This is a genomic window from Streptomyces sp. NPDC017056, from assembly GCF_044332485.1.
Taxonomy (GTDB): Bacteria; Actinomycetota; Actinomycetes; order Streptomycetales; family Streptomycetaceae; genus Streptomyces.
This window is the reverse complement of the sequence record NZ_JBIRPD010000031.1, coordinates 35,342-55,451: the sequence shown is the minus strand read 5'-3', so window position 1 is coordinate 55,451 and position 20,110 is coordinate 35,342. Positions and strand designations below refer to the sequence as shown.

Genomic DNA, 20,110 nt, shown 5'->3' with positions numbered 1-20,110 from the left:
GGAGGGCGCCTGAGCACGCCCTCCCGGCCGTCTCCCGTCCAGGTTCAGGAGGAGAGAAGCTCCGCCCGGACGGTCCGCGCGGCGGCGACGAGGTTTTCCAGCGAAGCGCGGGTCTCCGGCCAGCCCCGGGTCTTCAGACCGCAGTCCGGGTTGACCCACAGGCGCTCGGCCGGGATGGCGTCGAGGCCCTTGCGCAGCAGGCTCGCCGCCTCTTCGGCGCTCGGCACGCGGGGGGAGTGGATGTCGTACACGCCGGGGCCGGCCTCACGGGGGTAGCCGTGTGCGGCCAGCTCGCGGGCCACCTGCATGTGGGAGCGGGCGGCCTCCAGGCTGATGACGTCGGCGTCGAGATCGTCGATGGCCTGGACGATGTCGCCGAACTCGGCGTAGCACATGTGCGTGTGGATCTGGGTGCGGTCGCGCACCCCGCCGGTGGTGAGGCGGAACGCCTCGGTGGCCCAGGCCAGGTACGCGGCGCGGCCGGCGGCGCGCAGCGGCAGCGTCTCGCGCAGCGCCGGCTCGTCCACCTGGATGACCGAGGCGCCGGCCGCCTCCAGGTCGCCGACCTCGTCGCGCAGGGCCAGGGCCACTTGGCGGGCGGTGTCGCCGAGCGGCTGGTCGTCGCGGACGAAGGACCAGGCGAGCATGGTGACCGGGCCGGTCAGCATGCCCTTGACCGGGCGGTCGGTGAGCGACTGCGCGTACCGGGTCCAGCGCACCGTCATCGGCTCGGGCCGCGAGATGTCCCCGGCGAGCACCGGCGGACGGACATAGCGCGTGCCGTACGACTGGACCCAGCCGTGCTGTGTGGCGAGGTAGCCGACGAGCTGCTCGGCGAAGTACTGCACCATGTCGTTGCGCTCGGGCTCGCCGTGGACGAGGACGTCGATGCCCGCCTTCTCCTGGAAGGCGAGTACGTCGCGGATCTCGTTCCTGATGCGCTCCTCGTACCCGGCCGTGTCGATGCGCCCCGCACGCAGCTCGGCGCGGGCGGCCCGCAGCTCGGCGGTCTGGGGGAAGGAGCCGATGGTGGTGGTCGGCAGCAGGGGCAGGCCCAGGTGGGCGCGCTGGGCGGCGGCCCGCTCGGCGTACGGCGCCGCACGGCGCCCGGCGGCGTCGGTGACGGCGGCGGCCCGGTCGCGTACCGCGGGGTCGTGGGTGATCGCGGAACCGGCGCGGGAGGCCAGGTCCGCGCGGTTGGCGGCCAGGTCGGCGGCGATGGTGTGCGTGCCCTGTGCGAGTCCGCGGGCGAGCGTGGCGATCTCGGCGGTCTTCTGCTTGGCGAACGCCAGCCAGCGCAGGACCTGCGGGTCGATGTCGCGCTCGGCGGCGGCGTCGAGCGGCACGTGCAGCAGGGAGCAGGACGCGGCCACGTCGACCCGGCCGGCCAGGCCCAGCAGGGTCCCGAGCGTGGCCAGCGACTTCTCGTAGTCGTTGATCCAGACGTTGCGGCCGTTGACGACACCGGCGACCAGGCGCTTGCCGGGCAGGCCGCCGACGGCCGCGAGCGCGTCCAGGTTTCCGGCGGCCGCCTCGGTGAAGTCCAGCGCCAGACCGTCGACGGGGGCCTTGGCGAGGACGGGCAGCGCCTCACCGAGCTGGTCGAAGTACGAGGCGACCAGCAGCTTCGGGCGGTCGGCGAGGGCGCCCAGCACGCGATAGGCGCGCTCGGCGGCGTTGAGTTCGGCGGGGGTGCGGTCCTGTACGAGGGCGGGCTCGTCCAGCTGCACCCACTCGGCCCCGGCCGCGCGCAGATCGCCCAGGACCTCGGCGTACACCGGCAGCAGCCGGTCGAGCAGGGTCAGCGGTTCGAAGTCGGCGGCGACCCCGGGGGCGGGCTTGGCCAGGAGGAGGTAGGTGACCGGGCCGACGAGCACCGGGCGTGGCGTGTGCCCGAGGGCGAGTGCCTCCGCCAGTTCTCCCACCTGCTTGCCGGAGTCCGCGGCGAAAACCGTGTCGGGCCCCAACTCGGGCACCAGGTAGTGGTAGTTGGTGTCGAACCACTTCGTCATCTCCAGCGGCGCCACGTCCTGAGTGCCGCGCGCCATCGCGAAGTAGCCGTCCAGTGCGCCGGCCGCGACGGCGGCGCGGTGCCGGTCCGGGACGGCTCCGACCATGACGCTGGTGTCCAGGACGTGGTCGTAGTACGAGAAGTCGCCGGTCGGTACCTCGTGGATGCCGGCGTCGGCCAGCTGCCGCCAGTTCGAACGGCGCAGGTCCTTCGCGGTCTCCAGCAGGGCGTCCGCGGTGACGCGGCCCTTCCAGTACCCCTCGACGGCCTTCTTCAGTTCCCGGTGCTGTCCCTGGCGGGGGTAGCCGTACACGGTGGCCCGTGCTGCCGCGGCTGCGGGCTTCGCTGTCACGGAACTCTCCTTCGCGAGCGTGATCTTCTCCGAACCCCGGCGACGGGACGAGAACGCGAAGGAATGACGGACCGGACGGACCATGGGGCGTCCGATGACGCCCGTGCCCGCCAGCTGTGGTCGCCGACCCTCCCTCGGGGTCACCGGGATGTCCGCGCACGCATGGACGCGCGCGGGCAACGGGCAGGTCTTCGGACTCGCGGGCACGCCTGCCGGATCGTCGTCCGGCGGACACCTACTGGCCGTCGCTTCCCGGATCCGCGGCCCGGATCCAGTGCGTATGACGGCGGTCGTTCCCGCTCACCGCTGCGGGGCAGTCCCGGATTCCCACCGGGTTCCCTCTTACGACGCGCCTGCCTGGCGGGCAGGGCGAACCAGCTGCACGGACACAGTAGATCGAGCGCGGCTCGCACGGACACCCCTGTTCACATGGCGGTACGTGAGATGGGACACGAGGGCCGCGACCGGCCTACGCGGACGGCCGCGGGCTCACGTTCATGCGGATGTCGTCGGCCGCCCACAGCACGAACCGTTCGACCGGCGTCACCTCGTGCCCCGGCGCGGGCCGGAACCGGAACCGCTTGAGCAGTACGGCCAGGACCAGTTGGGCCTCGACCGTCGCGAGAGCGGCGCCCTCGCAGCTTCGCGGCCCGATGCCGAACGGGACGTAGGCCAGCCTCGGCCGCCCGGCCACCTCCCGCGCGAGGAAACGCTCGGGCACGAACCTCTCGGGTTCGGGCCAGTAGCGGGGGTTCATGTGGACGGCCCAGAACGGGTAGAAGACCGTCGTCCCGGCCGGAATCTCGTAATCGCCCAGGGCGAGGTCCTCGGTCGTCTCCCGCGCACCGTAAGGACCGGGCGGGAACAGCCGCATCGACTCCTTGAGGACCATGTCCAGATACGTGAGCCGCCGCAGGTCGGCGTACCCGGGCACCGCGCGGTCACCGAGCACCCGGTCCAGCTCCTCGGCGACCCGTTCGCCCACCTCGGGGTGGCGCCCCAGCAGATGCAGGGTCCACGAGACCGCCACTCCGGTGGTGTGATGGGCGGCCAGCAGCGTCACCATGACGGTGTCGCGGATCCGCGCGGGCCGCTCACCGGCCGCGACGAGCGCACCGACCAGATCGCTCCGGTCGGCGGGGCCGCCGGAGCGGTGCGCCGCGACCACCCGGTCGACCGTCGCGCGGAGGTAGGCGAGGGCCCGCTCCGTCCGCCGCTCCCGCTCCTCCCGCGTCCCCGGCACCGGCACCTGGTAGAGCCGCCCCAGATATTCGGTGAGCACCTCCTCGAAGGCGGTCACGACGCCGTCCGGGTCAGCGGCGTCGCCGCCCAGCGCGTACTCGCAGATCATCCGCAGCGACAGCGCGGTCAAATCCTTCTGCAACGCGACCGGCCCGCGGTCGGCCTGCCCGGCCCAACGGTCCGCCAGTGCCGTCGCCAGGGCGGTGAACCGCTCGAAGTGCCGCTCGTGGGAGGGGCGTCCGGCCAGCACCGACAGCAGCAGGCGCCGCCACGGGGCGTGCTCGTCGGCCGGCAGCACCTGGAGGTTGCCCGCCTCGCACAGCGGGGCCAGGAACTCGAACAGCCGCTCAGGCCGCTTGTCGAGGTGAGCCGTAGCCTCCAGCAGCACGGGGTCGGCGACGGACACGGCCGTCTCGGCGCCGGGAAGCTGGAACCGTACGACGGGCCCGTACTCGGCATGCAGCAGCAACTGGTAGTTGTGCAGCCCGCCCGCCGCCGCAACAGCGCCCACCCCACCGTCCGCCCGGGGTTCGGGACCCGGAATACGCATGGTCACGCCTCCTAACGGCCTCTGTGATCACCAGAGCACGACGATATCCACGGTTGTCTCCGGCGTCGACGGCCTTGCGCCGGGAGCGCGCGGTCGTTCCCACCCGGCGTGACCGGGAAGGCGGCTGCCGTCCCCCTCACGGCGAGAAGTAGACCCCCGGCGGCACCCCGACCACGCGCCTGAATGCCGCCACGAAGGCGCTCGGTGACGCGTAGCCGACCCGTGGGGCCACCGCAGCCACCGTCGCGCCGCCCGCCAGCAGCGGCATCGCGGCCTGGAGGCGCACCCGGGTGCGCCACTGCCCGAACGGCATGCCGGTCTCCGCGGTGAACGCGCGGGCCAAGGTCCGCGCGCTCGCCCCCACTTCCGCGCCCCACTCCGCCAGCGTCCGGCTGTCCGACGGCCGGGTACGCAGGGCACGTGCGACGCGGCGCGCCCTGTCGTCGCTGGGCAGCGGCGCCAGTACGGTCGTCACCGACACCGGACGCAACTGGTCGATCAACACCGCTTCCGCCCGCTCCCTGGCCTCCGCCGGCAGGCCGTCGTCCGCCAGGTACGCGATCAGCTCGCGCAGCAGCGGCGAGACGCCCACGACGGTGGGCGCCGACCAGTCCACCGGGCAGCGGTCCGGCGCGCAGTACAGGCTCCGGCCCACGACCGCGCCGGCCGCCCCCGTCGCATGCTCGACGCCGGCCGGTATCCAAAGCGCCATGGTCGGCGGCAGGACCCAGGTGTTCCCCTGGGCGCGTACGGCGATGACGCCCCGCTCCGCCCAGGCCAGTTGGTGCGTCGTGTGCCAGTGCCGCCCGTACCACTGGCCGTCGTCGACCGCGAAGCTGCCGACGATGACCGCGGCCTGCGGAAACCCGCCGTGAGGTGCCAGCTGTCCGTATCGCGACAGGACCTGTCGCCCTACCTCGTGGTGGACGTCGTCGGCGCTTCCTAGCATCGCAGCATGGCCTCCATGAACCGCGTACACCAATGGATCTGCAGTTCCGGCAAGTGGGCACGGGGAGTCGAGCAGAACCTGCTCCCGTGGGCCCTCGACGGAGTGGAACTCGGCACCGAGACCTTGGAGATCGGCCCCGGCTACGGCGCCACCACGCGCGTGCTCGAACGCCGTGTGCCGGGTCGTCTCAGTGTCCTGGAAGTCGACGCCGAGTTCGCCAAGAACCTCCAGAAAACGTATGGGGACCGGGTCGAAGTCGTGCACGGCGACGGGACGTCGATGCCGTTTCCCGACGGCGCGTTCGACGCCGTCGTCTGCTTCACGATGCTGCACCACGTCCCGTCCCCCGGGCAGCAGGACCGCCTCTTCGCCGAGGCCCGTCGCGTGCTGCGCCCCGGCGGCGTCTTCGCGGGCTGCGACGGGCGCGCGAGCGCGATGTTCCGCCTGCTGCACCTCGGGGACACTTACGTGCCCGTGCCGCCGGAGACCCTGCCGCGGCGACTGCGCGCCGCCGGGTTCGGCCCGGCCGACGTCGCCCTCGCCAAGGGCAGGTTCCGCTTCCACGCCGCACGCTGAGGCCGGCGCATGGCTCAGTCCCAGCGGACGCGGAACTCGGTGGGCAGGGAGGGCAGAGCGTCCAACTGGCGTGGCTCGTAACGGACCCTGGCGCTCTCCGCTGCGCTTCCGCGCAGACCAGGTTGACGAGTGACGCGGCAGGTTCGCTTCCACGGGGGTGAGGCGGACCGACACCCGGCCTGATGGCACGCTCTGGTCCGGGTGGCTGTCCATCGGGTCACTGTAGGCGGAGCCCGGCGGGAATTCCCGCCGGGCTCCGGTCGCGCCCTCCCATGAGGGCGGCGCGTTCAGTCGGTGATCTCTATCTTTCCGTTGGCGGCCGCCGGCTCCGCTGACGGTGCGTCGGCGGGGCGGGCCGTGCCGCGCCGGGTGAAGTCCTTGAGGAGTTCGGCGAGGTCGACTCCGGTGGTGGAGCTGAGGAGTTCCATGCCCTGCGCCACGTTGTCGGTGACCGTACGGGAGAGCCGGCTCGCGCCGTCGGTGGAGATGACGGTCATCTTGTCGACGGCGCTCAGCGGTTCGGACGCCTTGGCGACGACCTGCGGGAGGACCTCGGCCAGCATCTGGATGACGGCCGCGTCGCCGTACCGGTCGAACGCGTCGGCCTTCTTGCGCATCGCCTCGGCCTCCGCCGCGCCCTTCGCGGCGATGGCGGTGGCTTCGGCCTCGCCCTCGATGCGTACGGCGTCGGCGAGCGCGGCCCGGTGCGCCTTCTCGCCCTCGCCGGTCAGGCGGGCGCGTTCGGCGTCCGCTTCGGCCTGCTTGACCAGCGCGACCCGGCGGGCCTCGGCCTCCTGCTCGGCCTGGTAGCGGGCGGCGTCGGCGGGCTTGCGCACCTGGGTGTCGAGTTCGCGGTCGGTCAGCGCGGCCTGGCGCTGGGCGACCTTCTCCTGCTCGCCGAGGACTTCCTGGCGGCGTGCGGCCTCGGCCAGCGGTCCTGCCGCGTCGGCCTTGGCGGCAGCGGCCTCGGTCTCGACGCGGATCTCGGCCTGCTTGAGGTAGAAGGTCCGCTCGGCGATCGCGATCTCCTCGGCCGCCTTGAGGCGGGCCTGCTCGGAGGCGCGCTTGGCGATGGCCTCGGCGATGTCGGCCTCCTGGCGGGCGCGGGCGGCCTCGGGCCGTCCCAGGTCCTCCAGGTAGGAGCCCTCGGTGGTGATGTCCTGGATCTGGAAGGCGTCGAGGATCAGGCCCTGGCCCGACAGGCTCGTCTCGGCCTCCTCGGCGACCTGCCCGGCGAAGGCGGCACGGTCGCGGATGATGTCTTCAACGGCCATCCGGCCGACGATGGCGCGCAGCGCGCCGGAGAGCACTTCCTGGGTGAAGCCGACGATGCCGTCCTGCTGTTGCAGGAAGCGCTGGGCGGCGGCCCGGATGGCGTCCTCGTTGCCGCCGACCTTGACGATCGCGACGCCTTCGAGGTTGGCCTTGACGCCGCGCAGGGTGACGGCGCCGCGCACGGCGATGGGGATGTGCCGGCTGGACAGGTCGAGGGTGAACCGCTGCTGGACGAAGGGCACGACGAAGACGCCGCCGCCGACCACGACCTTCTGGCCGCTGTTGTCGATGGAGACGCGGCCGGTCTCCGGGTCGGTGGACTTCCTTCCGCGCCGGCCGGTGATGATGAAGGCCTCGCTGGGACCCGCGACCTTGTACCGCGTGATCACGACGAGGGCCAGCAGGACGAGGAGTACGACGACTCCCACCACGGCGATGACGACTGGACTCATGAGGTATCCCCCCTGCCACCCGGGGGACGGCAGATCGATTGGGTTGAACGGGTTGTTCCGTTGGCCGGCGGGTCAGCGCTCGACGCGGCGGACGGCGACCGACGTGCTCGACAGCGTCGTCTCCACCCAGACCTCGGCGCCGCGCTCGACCGGTGCCGCGCACTTGGCGGCCAGCTTCACGGGCTGGCCGGACCAGCGCAGCAGCACCTCGCCGTACCCGTCGGCCGGAATGGCGGTGATCACCGACCCCGTACTGCCGACCAGGTCGGCGTTGCGCGGCGTGTCGGCGGTCTGATGGCGCATCAGCGCGCGGCTGCCCTGCCACGTCAGCCGGCCGGCCACGAGCCCGGCGAGGACCCCGGCGGCCGTGGCCACGCCGGCTCCGGCCCCGGTGGTGCCGAGCACGATGGCACCGGTGAAGCCGAGCATCGAGACGAACCCCGCGATGACCGGGAGCGACAGCAATCCGTCGAGCGGGCCGTCCAGTACGCCGCCGAGCAGTCCTTCGAGCAGACCGTCGAAGATCAGCGAAAGCGCCAGGAGTACGACACCCGCAATGCCGAGACCGAGAAAGTACGGCACCCTCGACCACCTCCCTGACACGTCGAAATCTGTGATCAGGTGGATGGTGACATGCGTGCCCGAGACGCGACATTGCCAGAACCCGGCAGTCTTAACGCGTTCTTGATGCCTGACTCTGACTGATTGCGTGACGCGTCCCGCGCGAGGCGCGCCCCCGGCACCCGCGGCCGGAAATCGTCCTCCAACGCGCCGGTTTCACCATGGTGCGGGGCCCGGGACGCCGCTTGCATGTCCCTGTCCTTACGAGTGACGGCTGTCAGGTACAGGGCAGCAGGCGAAAGGGGTCACCTTGCGTGAGCGCAGAGAACGTGACGGGAGAGCGAAGAGACGCGGACCGGACGGTCCGAGCCGGTTACGCGGGCCGCGGGAAGCGGCCGGCACATGGCGGGCGATGGCCGGTGCGGTGGCACTGACCGGCGTCGCCGCACTCGTGGTGGCGGCGGTTCCGGCCGGCGCGGTGCCCGCGGGGCCGCCGGTCGGCCCCGGCGAGGTGGTGCCGGGGGAGCGCACCGCAACCCCCGCGCTGGTGGAAGGCATCCGCGAGAAGGCCGACGGCACGGGCAGCGCGGCGGACGCGGCGCGCGGGCACCTCGCGGCAGGGGAGGGGCGCTACCACATCGGCGATCCGCAGCGTGACCTGCGGCCCGTGGGGACGACCGGCACGGGCGGCCGCGAGATCGTACGGCTCCAGCAGAAGCACCGGGGCGTGGACGTCCTGGGCGGGCAGTACGTGGTGCGGATGGAACGCAAGGGCGGCGACCGCGTCGTCACCGGGGCGTCGGGCAAGTACTTCACCGGCCTGACGGCCGGCGTGGAGCCCGGGGTGGACGAGGCGTTGGCCGTCGAGCGGGCGGTCGACGCGACCACGGACCGGCTCCTCGGCAAGCGCCTGCCCCGCGCGGACGCGCAGCCGCTGACCGGCAAGGACCGGGGGCTGGTCGTCATCCCGCGCGGCGCGGGCGTGCTCACCCGGCACGTGACCGTCCGGGGCACCCACCCGGTCACCGGCGAGCCGGTGCTCCACGAGGTGTACGTCGACGCGCAGGCGGGTTACCCGGTCCTCCAGTACAGCGGGATCAAGACGTTCCGCACCGCCGCCGCCGGCGCTGCCCGCCGCGCGGCCGAGCAGCCGGGCGTCAAGGGCTCCGGCGTCAAGGGCTCCGGCGCCAAGGAATCCGGCGTCAAGGGCTCCGGCGTCAAGTACGACGGGAAGACCGTCGAACTCCCCGTGGCGTACGAGGAGTCGCGCACGGCATACGTGCTGCGCGACCACACCCGCATGGCAGGCAGCAGCAAGAACACGCTGTCCACGTGGGACGCGCGCGGCAAGGACGTCAGCGACGTCTCCGGAACCTGGCCGTACGACATCCAGGAGTTCGGTTCGCCGACCCCGGCCTTCGGGCCGGAGGCCACCGAGGCGGGTGCCGTCGACGCGCACTGGGCCGCGGGACAGGTATACGACTACTACCGGCAGCGGCACGGCCGCGACAGCCTGGACGGCCGGGGCATGGCCGTCAACTCGCTGGTGGGCGTGACCCAGTTCGGGCAGCCGTACATCAACGCCTTCTGGGACGGCACCAAGATGGTCTACGGGGCCGGCGACGCCGAGTACCGTACGCTCTCCGCCGGCCTGGACGTCGTCGGCCACGAGATGACCCACGGCGTCGTGGAGCACTCGGCCAACCTCGTCTACGCGGGCCAGTCCGGCGCCCTGAACGAGGCGATAGCCGACTACTTCGGCAACGCCGTCGAGACGGACACGTACGGCATCCCCACGGACAGCCCCGACTCCGGGCTGCTGGGGGAGTCGCTGTGCCGGAACAAGCCACCGCGCGCCTGCGCGACCCGTGACCTCAACGACGGCCGTACCACCTCGAAGTCCTTTCTCGGGGTGTCCTTCGCCACCGACAACGGCGGCGTCCACCTCAACTCCACGATCTTCTCGGGCGCCCTGTGGGACCTGCGCGAAGACCTCGGCAACACGCTCGCCGACAGGATCGTCTACAAGGCACTGACCGAGTACCTGACCCCGCTGGACGGCTTCACCGAGGGCCGGGCCGCCGTCCTCGCCGCCGCCCGCGCCCTGAACGCGACCGGCCCCCAGCTCAGGGCCGCCGAACGGGCGTTCAGCGCCCACGGCATCGTGCCCGGCTGGGAGCTGGCCACGGGCGTCGACTCCGACCAGCTCCTGGGCCGGCTCAACACGGACGGCGTCAAGACCGGCGCGGGCGGCGGCTGGTGGGCCGCGTCCAAGTCCAACGACGACGGCACCGAGCCGTACTCGGTGTGGGCCGGACGCGCGGACGGCACCGGCGCGCAGAAGCTGATGAGCCCCAACGACGGCCGCTTCCACGTGCACCCGGCCACCGACGGCAAGACCGTGGTGTGGCTGTCGTACAACCGCAGGTCCGTCGACATCCTCGCGCGGCCGATCGCGGGCGGGCCGGTCAAGAAGCTGTGGTCGGGCCGGCGGGGCGCCGTGGACCTGCGGGTCGAGGGCGACGTGGTGGTCTTCGAATCACATCCCCGGCCGGGCCGGCAGCTCGTACGGTATCTCAGGCTCAGCGACCCGACCGTGGTGGACGTGCACGACGAGCACGGCCTGCGCACCGGATACCCGTCCATCAGCCACGGCAGAATCGCATACGGCACGATCCGCGGCACCGGCTCGGCCCGTACCTACGGGGTCGAGGTGTACGACGTGCAGACGGGCAAGCGGACGGAGATGGGGCAGCTCGGAACCCCCGCCGGCATCGGGCAGACCGCGATCAACGGCACGCACGTCTACTGGCTGGCCCCCACCGACGCGGAGAGCGGCTTCACGGCGCTGCGCCGCGCCGACCTGGACGGTACGCGGGTGACGGACCTCAGCCCGGGCGAGGGCCCGGAGGCACTCAGGGGTTCCGACCTCGTCGCCACCGACGAGGCGGCGACCGTCACCGCCTGGACGCCCGCCACCGACTTCCGCAACGAGACGCTGTCCAAGCTCTGGCAGTTCCCGGCCGACGGCAAGCAGCGGGACCGGGTGTCCTGCAACCGCGGTGAACAGACATGGGCCGCCGCCCCGGGCGGCCGCCAGGTGGTATGGCTCGACGGCACGACCGGCTACACGGACCTGGTCACCCGGACACGACCGGCGGGACGCTGCGACTGACATCCGACAACGGTCCGTTCCACGGCCCGGGACAACGGGTGGCCGGCACGTGCCGGCCACCCGGTCGGCGGCGGGCGCCCGGCCGGGGCCCGGACACCGCCGCTCAACGGTCGCGGCCGACGATGCCTGCCTCCCAGGCCGCGATCGCCGCCTCCACACGGTTGCGCATGCCGAGCTTGCCCAGGATCGCGCTCACGTGGGCCTTCACCGTGCCCTCGACCAGGTTCAAGCGGGCGGCGATCTCCGCGTTGGACCATCCCGCGCCCAGGAGCGCGAGGACCGCGCGCTCCCGCCCGGTCAGCCGGTCCATCGGGTGGCGGGACGGCACGCCGTCCGGCAACCGCCCCGCGCGCAGTCCGCTGATCACCCGTGCGGCGACCCTGGGCGAAAGGTAGGCGCCCCCGGCGGCCACCGCGTGCACCCCGGACAGGAGTTCGCGCGGATCGTCCGCCTTGAGCAGGAAGCCGCTGGCGCCCGCCTTCAGCGCCTGCGCGATGAACCGGTCCTCGCCGAACGTGGTCAGCATGATCACCGCGGTGTCCGGCAGGTCCCGGTAGATCCGGGCGGCCGCGGCGATCCCGTCCAGCCGCGGCATCTGGATGTCCACCAGCGCCACGGCCGGCCGGTGTTCCCGCGCGGCACCGACGGCCTCGTGCCCGTCGGCGGCCTCGGCGACGACCTCGATCCCGGGGTCCCGCGCCAGGACCGCACGCACGCCGGCGCGGACCATCGCCTCGTCGTCTGCCACCAGCACTCGTACCACCGGCACAGCTTAACGACCGCTCCCACGGGCTGAATCGGGCGTCCGGCACGGTACCCCCGACGAAAGTAACGGTGTGATCACCACCTCTGGAGCGATGTGCGCGGTACCCGCTGGTACCTACGGTCGTGCCCGTCCGAACACAGGTGGACCGGAGGAAAGCGTGATCACACTCAGCGGCCTGACGAAGCGGTACGGCACGACCACCGCCGTCGACGGCCTGACACTCGACATCACAGCGGGGCAGGTGACCGGCTTCCTGGGCCCCAACGGAGCCGGCAAGTCGACCACCATGCGCATGATCGTCGGCCTTGACCACCCCTCCGGAGGAGAGGCGCTCATCGACGGCAGGCCGTACTCCGCGATCCGGCATCCGCTGCGCGAGGTCGGTGCCCTCCTCGACGCGAAGGCGCTGCACCCGGCCCGCTCGGCACGCAGCCATCTCCTGGCGCAGGCCGGCACCAACGGGATTCCCGCGAAGCGGGTGGACGAGGTGCTGGAAGCGGTGGGGCTGGCGAAGGTGGCGCGGCGGCGTACCGGGACCTTCTCCCTGGGGATGTACCAGCGGCTCGGCGTGGCCGGGGCCCTGCTCGGCGATCCGCGGGTGCTCCTCTTCGACGAGCCCGTCAACGGGCTCGACCCCGACGGGGTGCGGTGGGTGCGGGAACTCGTCCGTGCCCAGGCCGCCGAAGGCCGTACGGTCTTCCTCTCCAGCCACCTCATGAGCGAGATGCAGCAGACCGCCGACCGGCTCGTCGTCATCGGCAAGGGCAGGCTGCTCGCGGACCGGTCCATGGCGGAATTCCTGGCGGCCGGTTCGCAGGCTTCGGTACGGGTGCACGCCCCCGCGCCGGACGACCTGCGCCTGCTGACCGGTCACCTCGCCGCGCGGGCCGGCGTGCACGTCGACCCGGTCGGCGACGGTGTCGTCCTCGTCAAAGGCGCCGGCATCGGCGAGATCGGCGACCTCGCCCACCGGCTCGGCGTACGGCTGCACGAACTGACGGACGTACCGGCCACGTTGGAGCAGGCGTACATGGAGCTGACGGCCGAAAGCGTGGAGTACGGCGCGTCCGAGGCCGCGCAGGGCGAGAAGGCGGGGGCGTGAGCGGCATGTCGGCAACTGTGGACACGCCGGTGGCACGGCGCCCGTACGCGGGCGGCGGGTTGGCCGGAGCGATCGTCGCCGAGTGGGTAAAACTGCGGTCCGTCCGCTCTCCCTACATCTGCCTCGTGGCGGGCGTGGTGGTGACAGCGGTCTTCGCCTTCTATTACGGCTCCATCGCCCGCATCAACGACGCCCCGCGGCAGCCGGTCGGCAATGCGCCGGTGACCTCCCTCCTCGTGGGGCAGTTCGTCTTCGTCGTACTGGCGATGATCACGGTGACGAGCGAGTACGCCACGAGCAGCGTCCGCACGTCGCTGCTGGGTGTCCCGGTCAGACACCGGGTGCTGCTCGCCAAGGCCGTGGTGAACGCGGTGGTGGCGTTCGCCGGCGGTGTGCTGTTCGGTGTGCTGGGCATGGCGGTGGCCTGGGCGCCTTTCCAGGGCCACGCCACCTTCGCGGTGTCCGAGGCGGCCGTCCAACTGTGCGCGATGGGGCTGTACTGCGCACTGGTCGCGGTGCTCGCGGTGGGCGTGTCGTTCGCGTTGCGCGCGTCGGCCGGAGCGCTGACCGCACTCTTCGTCCTCGTCTCCGCTGCGCCGAGCGCGCTGACGGGGCTGGGCGGTGACGTGCTGCTGACGCTCAACGACTACCTGCCGCAGACCGCAGGCATGCACATGATGCACGGGGGTGCCGACGCGCCGTACCCGGCGGTCGTGGCGGCGCTGATCGTGGTGGCATGGACGGCCGCCGCGCAGGTGGCAGGGCTGCTCATGCTCCAGCGCCGCGACGCGTGACGCCCGGCCGGGCGGACAGCACGTCCTTGGCGACCAGACGGGAGCCGGACCAGCAGAGCCGGTACACATCAACCTGCTCCAGCAAGTTGATGTTCGACCGGTAGTACTCGCACGCGGCCCCCGCGGGCGCGGGCTGCGCCTTCATGTGGTCGGACGGATAGCGGAACGGCTGCCTCGGCAGCACCCCCTCGTAGTTCTGGCGTACGGCACCGACGCGAAGCACCGCGTAGTCCGCAGGCTGGAGCACGCATGCGGACAGCTGGTACCCCAGCAGTCCTGCGGAGACGAGCGTGACCAGCCCGACCCCGGCCGGGACCGCCGAGGCGAGGGCGAAGCGCAGCCGTGCGCGGCGCCGGGCGGCCGAAGCCAGCCGGCGTACCGATACGGGTTCCGCCGCCCGTGCGCGTGGTCCGGCATCGCCCGGCTGGTGGGAGCGCACCCGGTCCGGCAGGGAGGCGACCACGTCGAAGCCGTCCGCCGACGGCGCCGCCCGCAGCGTCCCGCCGAGCATCAGGACGCGCTCCCGCAAGCCGGCCAGCCCGTGACCCCCCGTCCTCGCCTGCGCCGCCGCACCTGCCGGAGGAGCCGAGTTGGACACCCGTACCTCGGTGCGGCCGCGGCCGCGGGCGATCCGTACGCGTACGGCGCTGCCGGGGGCGTGCTTGACGGCGTTGGTCAGCGACTCCTGGACCACCCGGTACACCGCCCGGTCGACGAGCGGCGTGAGGGCGGGTCCCTCGCCCTCACGGCACAGCTCGACCGTGACCCCGGACTCCCGCGCGCGGCGGACGAGTTGCTCCACGGACTCGACGGACGCGCCGCCGGACGCCGCCGGCGCCCAGGCGCCCGCCGCTTCGGCAGCGGGCTCCGCCTCGGCGTCCTCCCGGAGAACCCCGACGGTGTCCCGGAGGTGGTCCACCGCGTCCGCGACCATACTGCGCAGCTCGGCGAGGTCGCTGCGGTCCTGGCCGGCCAGGGTGGGCGAGAGCTCCAGAGCCCCGGCCCGCAGGGCGATCAGGCTGAGTTCGTGCCCGAGGGAGTCGTGCATGTCGGACGCGATCCGGGTCCGTTCCCGCAGCCGGGCCCGTTCCGCCACGTACTCCTGTTCCTTCTCCAGGCTGTACGCACGGTGCCAGCCGCCGTGGACCACGTCCTGTCGCGCCCGCCAGTACCGGCCGGTCAGCCAGGGCAGCACCATGGCCAGAGGAAGCAACGTCACGGTGTAGAACCAGTGCACGACGCCGTACTGGAGCAAGGCGCACAACACGAGGTCGGCGGCCAGGCAGGCACCGAATACGCCCAGCACGGCAACACCGGCAGACCGGTGACCGAGCAGACCGGACAGGACGGCCAAGGCCAGCAGGTACGGGTTGGCGGGGGAGCCGGGCGAGGCCAGCCCGAGAGCACACAGTCCGTTGGCCAGGAGTACGGCCGCACCGGGCCACCTCCGGCTGCCCGGCACGGCAATCGCCAGCACCAGGGCCGGCAGCAACAGATCGACCGGCAGCGACGCCTGCGTACGCTCCGACCACCACAGAACTCCGGCCCCCGTCAGCATCGCCCACAGGAGCACATCCGTCACCAGCAGTCTCGGAGACGCGACAGCGGCCCGCGCGCCCTTGCGCACGTCGGTCGTTCCGGCGCCGGCACCTATGCGACTGATCACCGCCTGAGCCTACCGAGGCGGGTGTGCAGGCGCTCGCCGTCGCCTCACGTGGCCCGGGTGGCGCGGATTGTGTTTACCAGTCCGGTGACCAGGTGCGCCCGTTCCGCCATGGCGCCGACCACGATGTACTCGTGGTCGGCGTGTGCGCCGCCGCCGACCGCCCCCAGGCCGTCGAGTGTCGGTACCCCCAACGCCGCGGTGAAATTGCCGTCGCTGCCGCCGCCGACCGCCTTGCCCTCGATTCCCGGCAGCAGCCGCCGTGCCATCGCGAACAACTCCGCCGACGCCGAATCCGGCATCGGCGGCCGGCCCACGGACCCGCGGACCTCGATCTCCGCCTCCGCCAAGTGCGGGACCAGCGCCGCGAACCCCGCCTCGACCCGCTCCTGCTCCCCGGCCGACTCGACGCGGACGTCCACGTACACCGTCGCCTCCGCGGGGACCACGTTGTCCGAGGTCCCCGCCGACGCCACCGTGGGCGTCACCGTCGTCCCGGCCTCCGGGCGGCTCAGTGCCGCGACGACCAGTACCTGGTGCGCGGCCTCGACCAACGCGTTCACCCCGGCCGCCGGTTCCAGTCCCGCGTGCGAGGCCCGGCCCTTGACGAGCACCTGGAAGGTGCCGCACCCCTTGCGCCCCGTCTTCAAGCCCCCGCCGTCGGCGGCGCCTTCGAAGACCAGCACGGCGCCGCAGGCCCGGGCCCGCTCCTCGATCAGAGCCCGCGAGGAAGCCGAACCGACCTCCTCGTCGGCGGTCACCAGGATCTCCACGCCCGACAGGTCGTCCAACGCCGCCAGGCCGTGCACGGCCTGCACCAGGCCGCCGAGCATGTCGAAGACCCCGGGTCCTGTCGCCTGCCCGTCCGCCACCCGGAACGGACGCCGCTCCAACGTGCCCAGCGGGAACACCGTGTCGTGGTGGCCGAGGACCAGCACCCGGGGCTCACCGCCGCCCGACCAGTGCACGTGGGGCCCGGCCGGGCTCTCCACCAGGGTGGCCTGCCCGCCCAACCGGCTCTCGACGATCGCCGCCACAGCCCTGGCCGAAGCGTCCAGGGCCTTGAGGTCACGCGACGGGGACTCGACCTCGACAAGCGTCCGCAGGTCCTCAAGCATCGCGTCGACACGCACACCGGCACTCCTGTGCTTTTTCATGCCCGAAGGATACGGAGCACGAGCACGGGAGACGCAGCGCGTCTGCCGTCGGTCCGGCCGGGTGGCGTCAGACGCCGTAGCGGACCAGGCGGGCGACGTCGGCGCGGGGGAGCCGCCGGCTGCCGCGCCGATGCCCGCCCGGCTCCTCAGGGCCGCCCCTGGCCCCGGTCGGGGCGGAAGAGGACCCACAGGAGGAAGGGGCCGCCGAGCACGCTGGTGACCACGCCGACGGGGATCTCGACGGGGGCGATCACCCGGCCCAGCGCGTCGGCACCGGCGATCAGGGCGCCGCCCACCAGGCCGGAGGCCAGTACCGGTACGCGCGAGCGGCCGCCGAGCCGGTCGGCGAGTACGGGCGCGGCCAGCGCGACGAAGGCGATGGGGCCGCCGATGCCCGCGGCCGCGCCGGAGAGCACCACGGCGAGCGCCAGGGCGAGGGCGCGGACCCGGCGGACGGGAACGCCGAGCCCGGCGGCGGTGTCGTCGTCGAAACGCAGCAGTTGCAGCCGGTTCCCGGCGGCGAGGGCGAACGGGAGCAGGACGAGCAGGACGACCAGCAGCGGCGTGCCCACCGACCAGTCGCGCCCGCTGAGGCTGCCGACCGTCCAGAGGAAGACGCCGCCGGCGGTGTTGTCGTTCTGGCGGGACATCACGAGGTCGGTGACGGCCCCGACGACGGTGGAGACGCCGATGCCGACGACGAGGACGCGGTGGCCCCGGTGGCCGGCGCCGCCCGCGCACAGGACGACGAGCGCGGCGGCCAGCACCGCGCCGGCCGGGCCCAGCCACCATGCGCCGATCATGCCGGTGGACGAGCCGACGACGGAGGCGACGACGGCCGCCGTGGCGCCCTCGTTGACGCCGATGACGTCGGGGGTGGCGAGCCGGTTGCCGGCGAGTGTCTGGGTGAGGCAGCCGGCGATGCCCAGCGCGGCGCCGACCATGACGCCGACGGCGATCCGCGGCAGCCGGAAGTCCTGGACCAGCATCACGGTGGCCGGGTCGCCCGTGCCGAACAGGCCCGACAGCGTCTCGGTGAAGCTCATGCCGGTGGAGCTGGCGAACGTGCCGAGTGCCACCAGGAACAGGATCAGCGCCCCGAGCGCCACGGCGACCAGCGAGCCCCGGCGGGGGAAGAGCCAGGAGAAGGCGCCGGTCCGCAGGACGAGACTGTCGGGCGGGGTGATGTCAGGGGACGCGGACGGTGTGGGGGAGGCGGTACGGGGGGCCGTCCCGCCGTCCGCGATCGGGCCCGTCATGCCGCGCCTCCCGCCGTGGACATCCGCCGGGAGCGGGCGATCCAGATCAGCAACGGCCCGCCGACGAAGGCGAGGAGCACGCTCACGGGGGTCTCCCAGGGGCGGATGGCGACGCGGGCGAAGATGTCGGCCGCGATCATGACGTCGGCGGCGATCAGTGCGGAGAGGGCGAGCTGCGCGGCGATGCGCGGTCCGGTGACGGCGCGGGCGGCGTGCGGGGCCAGCAGGCCGAGGAAGGCGATGGGGCCGGCGATCGCCACGGCGGAGCCGGCCAGCAGTGTCACCGCCCCGGCGACGACGACGCGTACCCGGCCGGGGCGGTGTCCCAACGACCGCGCGCTGTCGTCCCCGAGGGCGAGGGCGGCCAGCGGGCGGGCCGCGCCGAAGGCGACCAGCAGGCCGGCCGCGATGAGCGGGAGCAGCGGGTAGGTGTCCGAGGTCTTGACGCCCGCGAGGGAACCGATGGTCCAGTAGCGGAAGGTGTCGAAGGTGGACTGGGTGCTGAGCAGGACGTAGGAGGTCATGCCGTGGAAGGTGGCGCCGAGCGCGGAGCCGGCGAGGACCAGCCGCAGTGGTGACGCCGCGGCCTGGCCCGAGGCGGCCAGGAGCAGGACCACCGCGCTGGCGGTCATGCCTCCGGCGAGCGCCCAGCCCAGCACGGTGTAGGAGGACTCGGCCCCGAAGTAGGTGAGGCCGATGACGACGCCGAGCGCGGCGCCGGAGTTCACGCCGAGCAGTCCGGTTTCGGCCAAAGGATTGCGGGTGACGGCCTGGAGGAGGCAGCCGGCGGCGCCGAGGGAGACGCCGACGAGGACGGCGGCGAGGGTACGCGGCAGCCGTACGTCCAGGACGGCGAGCCGCAGTTGGGCGTCGGCGCGGGCGGTCGGTTCGCCCGTGAGGAAGTCCCAGGCGCGCGCGACGGGGCTGGAGCCGGTGCCGATGAGCAGGGACAGCAGCACCAGGACGGCCAGGAGGGCGGTCAGGGCGACCGCGGCTGCCAGGATGCGCCGGCGGTGGCCGGGCGTCCGTGACGGAGGGGGCTGGGTGTCGCCCGTGGGGGCTCCGGCCTCTTGCGCAACCAACATAAGGTTAGCCTAACCTAAGGGCTGACCGGGGCTTTCGTCGCCCGACGGGCCCGGAGACCCGGGCTTCCCGGCATGCCCCGAAACACCCGTTCCGTCAAACGCCGCCCCGGCGCCGGACTTCACCACTCGGAGACCACAGACATGTCCACGTACCCCCTGCCGCGCGTCCGCCTGACCGCGGCGGCCGCCGTCACCACCGCCCTGGCGCTGGCCCTCACCGCCTGCGGAGGGGACGGGTCCGAAGACGGGTCCGGCTCGGGTAAGGCGAAGAGCGCCGGCGACGGCAAGGTCGCCGTCACCGACGCCACCGGCGCCAAGGTCGACGTCCCCGCCAAGCCCGCCAAGGTGGTCGCGCTCAGCGAGCTGGACCTCGACTCCGCGCTGGCCCTCGGCGTCAAGCCGATCGGGCTGACCGCGGGCCGCGGACAGAAGGGCGCTCCCGAGTACCTCGCCGGCCGCGCCGGGGACATACCGGTCGTCGGTGCCGTCACCGGCCCCGACATCGAGAAGGTGCTGCGCGCCAAGCCGGACGTCATCCTCGCCGGGCAACTCGCCGACCAGAAGGTCCTCCAGCAGCTCAAGGCCATCGCGCCGACCGTCGTCACCATCGGCAAGGACAAGGACTGGAAGAAGGCGCTCGACCTCACCGGGCGGGCCCTCGGCAAGCAGAACGAGGCCAAGAGCTTCCTCGCCGGCTACGACGCCAAGGTCGCCGACCTGAAGAAGAAGCTGGGCACCCGGGCCGGCGCCACCGTCTCCGTCGCCCGCTACTCCGCCAAGGGCACCGCCGTGATGCAGCAGGGCGTGTTCATCAGCGACGTCCTCAAGGACATCGGCTTCAAGCGGCCCGGCGTCCAGAACGACCGCGGCCAGGGGCACTCCACCCCCATCAGCGACGAGGACATCAAGCAGATCGACGGCGACTGGCTGTTCATCGGCACCCTCGCCGCCAAGGGCAAGGACGCCGACCTGTTCGCCGAGCTGAAGACCAAGCCCGCCTACCGCGATCTCGGCGCCGTCGGCAGCGGCCACGCCACCGAGGTCGACGGTTCCAAGTGGACCAGCCTCGGCGGCGGTCTGGCCGCCGTGTCCGTCCTGGAGGACATCCAGAAGGCCATGGCCGCCAAGTAGCCGGCGCCGC

At 72.8% G+C, this 20,110-nt stretch carries 15 protein-coding genes and 1 riboswitch; of the genes, 5 read left to right on the top strand and 10 right to left on the bottom strand.

Annotated elements, in window-relative coordinates:
- Positions 1-44 precede the first annotated feature (44 nt).
- From metE to ACH4OW_RS36905, 3 genes are all read right to left on the bottom strand, one after another.
- Complete coding sequence (metE, locus tag ACH4OW_RS36915; protein WP_398032867.1) at positions 45-2,363, bottom strand: 5-methyltetrahydropteroyltriglutamate--homocysteine S-methyltransferase; 2,319 nt, start codon at positions 2,361-2,363, stop codon at positions 45-47.
- A gap of 164 nt (positions 2,364-2,527) precedes the next feature.
- Positions 2,528-2,757, bottom strand: a riboswitch (cobalamin riboswitch).
- A gap of 75 nt (positions 2,758-2,832) precedes the next feature.
- Positions 2,833-4,155 carry a cytochrome P450 gene (locus tag ACH4OW_RS36910; protein WP_398032864.1) on the bottom strand — a complete coding sequence of 441 codons (1,323 nt, stop codon included), beginning with the start codon at positions 4,153-4,155 and terminating at the stop codon, positions 2,833-2,835.
- A 136-nt stretch (positions 4,156-4,291) separates the two neighbouring features.
- The gene (locus ACH4OW_RS36905) at positions 4,292-5,104 is read right to left on the bottom strand and encodes an AraC family transcriptional regulator (protein WP_398032862.1); all 813 of its coding nucleotides are present in this window, start codon (positions 5,102-5,104) and stop codon (positions 4,292-4,294) included.
- Between the two features lie 6 nt (positions 5,105-5,110).
- Between ACH4OW_RS36905 and ACH4OW_RS36900 the strand changes: the two genes are divergently transcribed.
- Positions 5,111-5,680, top strand: a complete 570-nt coding sequence (locus ACH4OW_RS36900) for a class I SAM-dependent methyltransferase (RefSeq protein WP_398032861.1) — start codon at positions 5,111-5,113, stop codon at positions 5,678-5,680.
- Between the two features lie 287 nt (positions 5,681-5,967).
- Here the strand turns inward: ACH4OW_RS36900 and ACH4OW_RS36895 are convergent, their stop codons facing one another.
- The gene (locus tag ACH4OW_RS36895; RefSeq protein ID WP_398032859.1) at positions 5,968-7,407 is read right to left on the bottom strand and encodes a flotillin family protein; all 1,440 of its coding nucleotides are present in this window, start codon (positions 7,405-7,407) and stop codon (positions 5,968-5,970) included.
- Positions 7,408-7,479: 72 nt separating this feature from the next.
- Complete coding sequence (locus ACH4OW_RS36890) at positions 7,480-7,989, bottom strand: hypothetical protein (protein ID WP_360138724.1); 510 nt, start codon at positions 7,987-7,989, stop codon at positions 7,480-7,482.
- A gap of 391 nt (positions 7,990-8,380) precedes the next feature.
- Here ACH4OW_RS36890 and ACH4OW_RS36885 point away from each other — a divergent pair, with 391 nt between their 5' ends.
- Positions 8,381-11,143 (top strand): M4 family metallopeptidase, encoded by a 2,763-nt coding sequence (locus ACH4OW_RS36885; RefSeq protein ID WP_398032856.1) that lies wholly within the window; start codon positions 8,381-8,383, stop codon positions 11,141-11,143.
- A 103-nt stretch (positions 11,144-11,246) separates the two neighbouring features.
- On the opposite strand, the gene ACH4OW_RS36880 is transcribed toward ACH4OW_RS36885, so the two are convergent.
- The gene (locus ACH4OW_RS36880; RefSeq protein ID WP_398032955.1) at positions 11,247-11,897 is read right to left on the bottom strand and encodes a response regulator; all 651 of its coding nucleotides are present in this window, start codon (positions 11,895-11,897) and stop codon (positions 11,247-11,249) included.
- A 169-nt stretch (positions 11,898-12,066) separates the two neighbouring features.
- Here ACH4OW_RS36880 and ACH4OW_RS36875 point away from each other — a divergent pair, with 169 nt between their 5' ends.
- Together ACH4OW_RS36875 and ACH4OW_RS36870 are read left to right on the top strand one after the other, a co-directional pair.
- Complete coding sequence (locus tag ACH4OW_RS36875) at positions 12,067-13,011, top strand: ATP-binding cassette domain-containing protein (protein WP_398032854.1); 945 nt, start codon at positions 12,067-12,069, stop codon at positions 13,009-13,011.
- Positions 13,012-13,016: 5 nt separating this feature from the next.
- Positions 13,017-13,805, top strand: a complete 789-nt coding sequence (locus tag ACH4OW_RS36870) for an ABC transporter permease (RefSeq protein WP_398032952.1) — start codon at positions 13,017-13,019, stop codon at positions 13,803-13,805.
- Here ACH4OW_RS36870 and ACH4OW_RS36865 read toward each other — a convergent pair.
- The 4 genes from ACH4OW_RS36865 to ACH4OW_RS36850 form a co-directional block, all read right to left on the bottom strand.
- Complete coding sequence (locus ACH4OW_RS36865) at positions 13,780-15,471, bottom strand: sensor histidine kinase (protein ID WP_398032852.1); 1,692 nt, start codon at positions 15,469-15,471, stop codon at positions 13,780-13,782. The two genes, ACH4OW_RS36870 and ACH4OW_RS36865, sit on opposite strands and share 26 nt — an antisense overlap.
- Before the next feature lie 44 nt (positions 15,472-15,515).
- Positions 15,516-16,625 (bottom strand): M20 family metallopeptidase, encoded by a 1,110-nt coding sequence (locus ACH4OW_RS36860; RefSeq protein WP_398032849.1) that lies wholly within the window; start codon positions 16,623-16,625, stop codon positions 15,516-15,518.
- A 146-nt stretch (positions 16,626-16,771) separates the two neighbouring features.
- Positions 16,772-17,884, bottom strand: coding sequence for a FecCD family ABC transporter permease (locus ACH4OW_RS36855; protein ID WP_398032846.1), 1,113 nt, complete (start codon positions 17,882-17,884; stop codon positions 16,772-16,774).
- The gene (locus tag ACH4OW_RS36850; protein WP_398032843.1) at positions 17,881-18,969 is read right to left on the bottom strand and encodes a FecCD family ABC transporter permease; all 1,089 of its coding nucleotides are present in this window, start codon (positions 18,967-18,969) and stop codon (positions 17,881-17,883) included. The genes ACH4OW_RS36855 and ACH4OW_RS36850 overlap by 4 nt, the downstream gene beginning before the upstream one ends.
- Positions 18,970-19,110: 141 nt before the next feature.
- On the opposite strand from ACH4OW_RS36850, the gene ACH4OW_RS36845 reads away from it, so the two are divergent.
- On the top strand, positions 19,111-20,100 hold the full coding sequence (locus tag ACH4OW_RS36845) for an ABC transporter substrate-binding protein (protein WP_398032840.1): 990 nt from the start codon (positions 19,111-19,113) through the stop codon (positions 20,098-20,100).
- Positions 20,101-20,110: the final 10 nt, after the last annotated feature.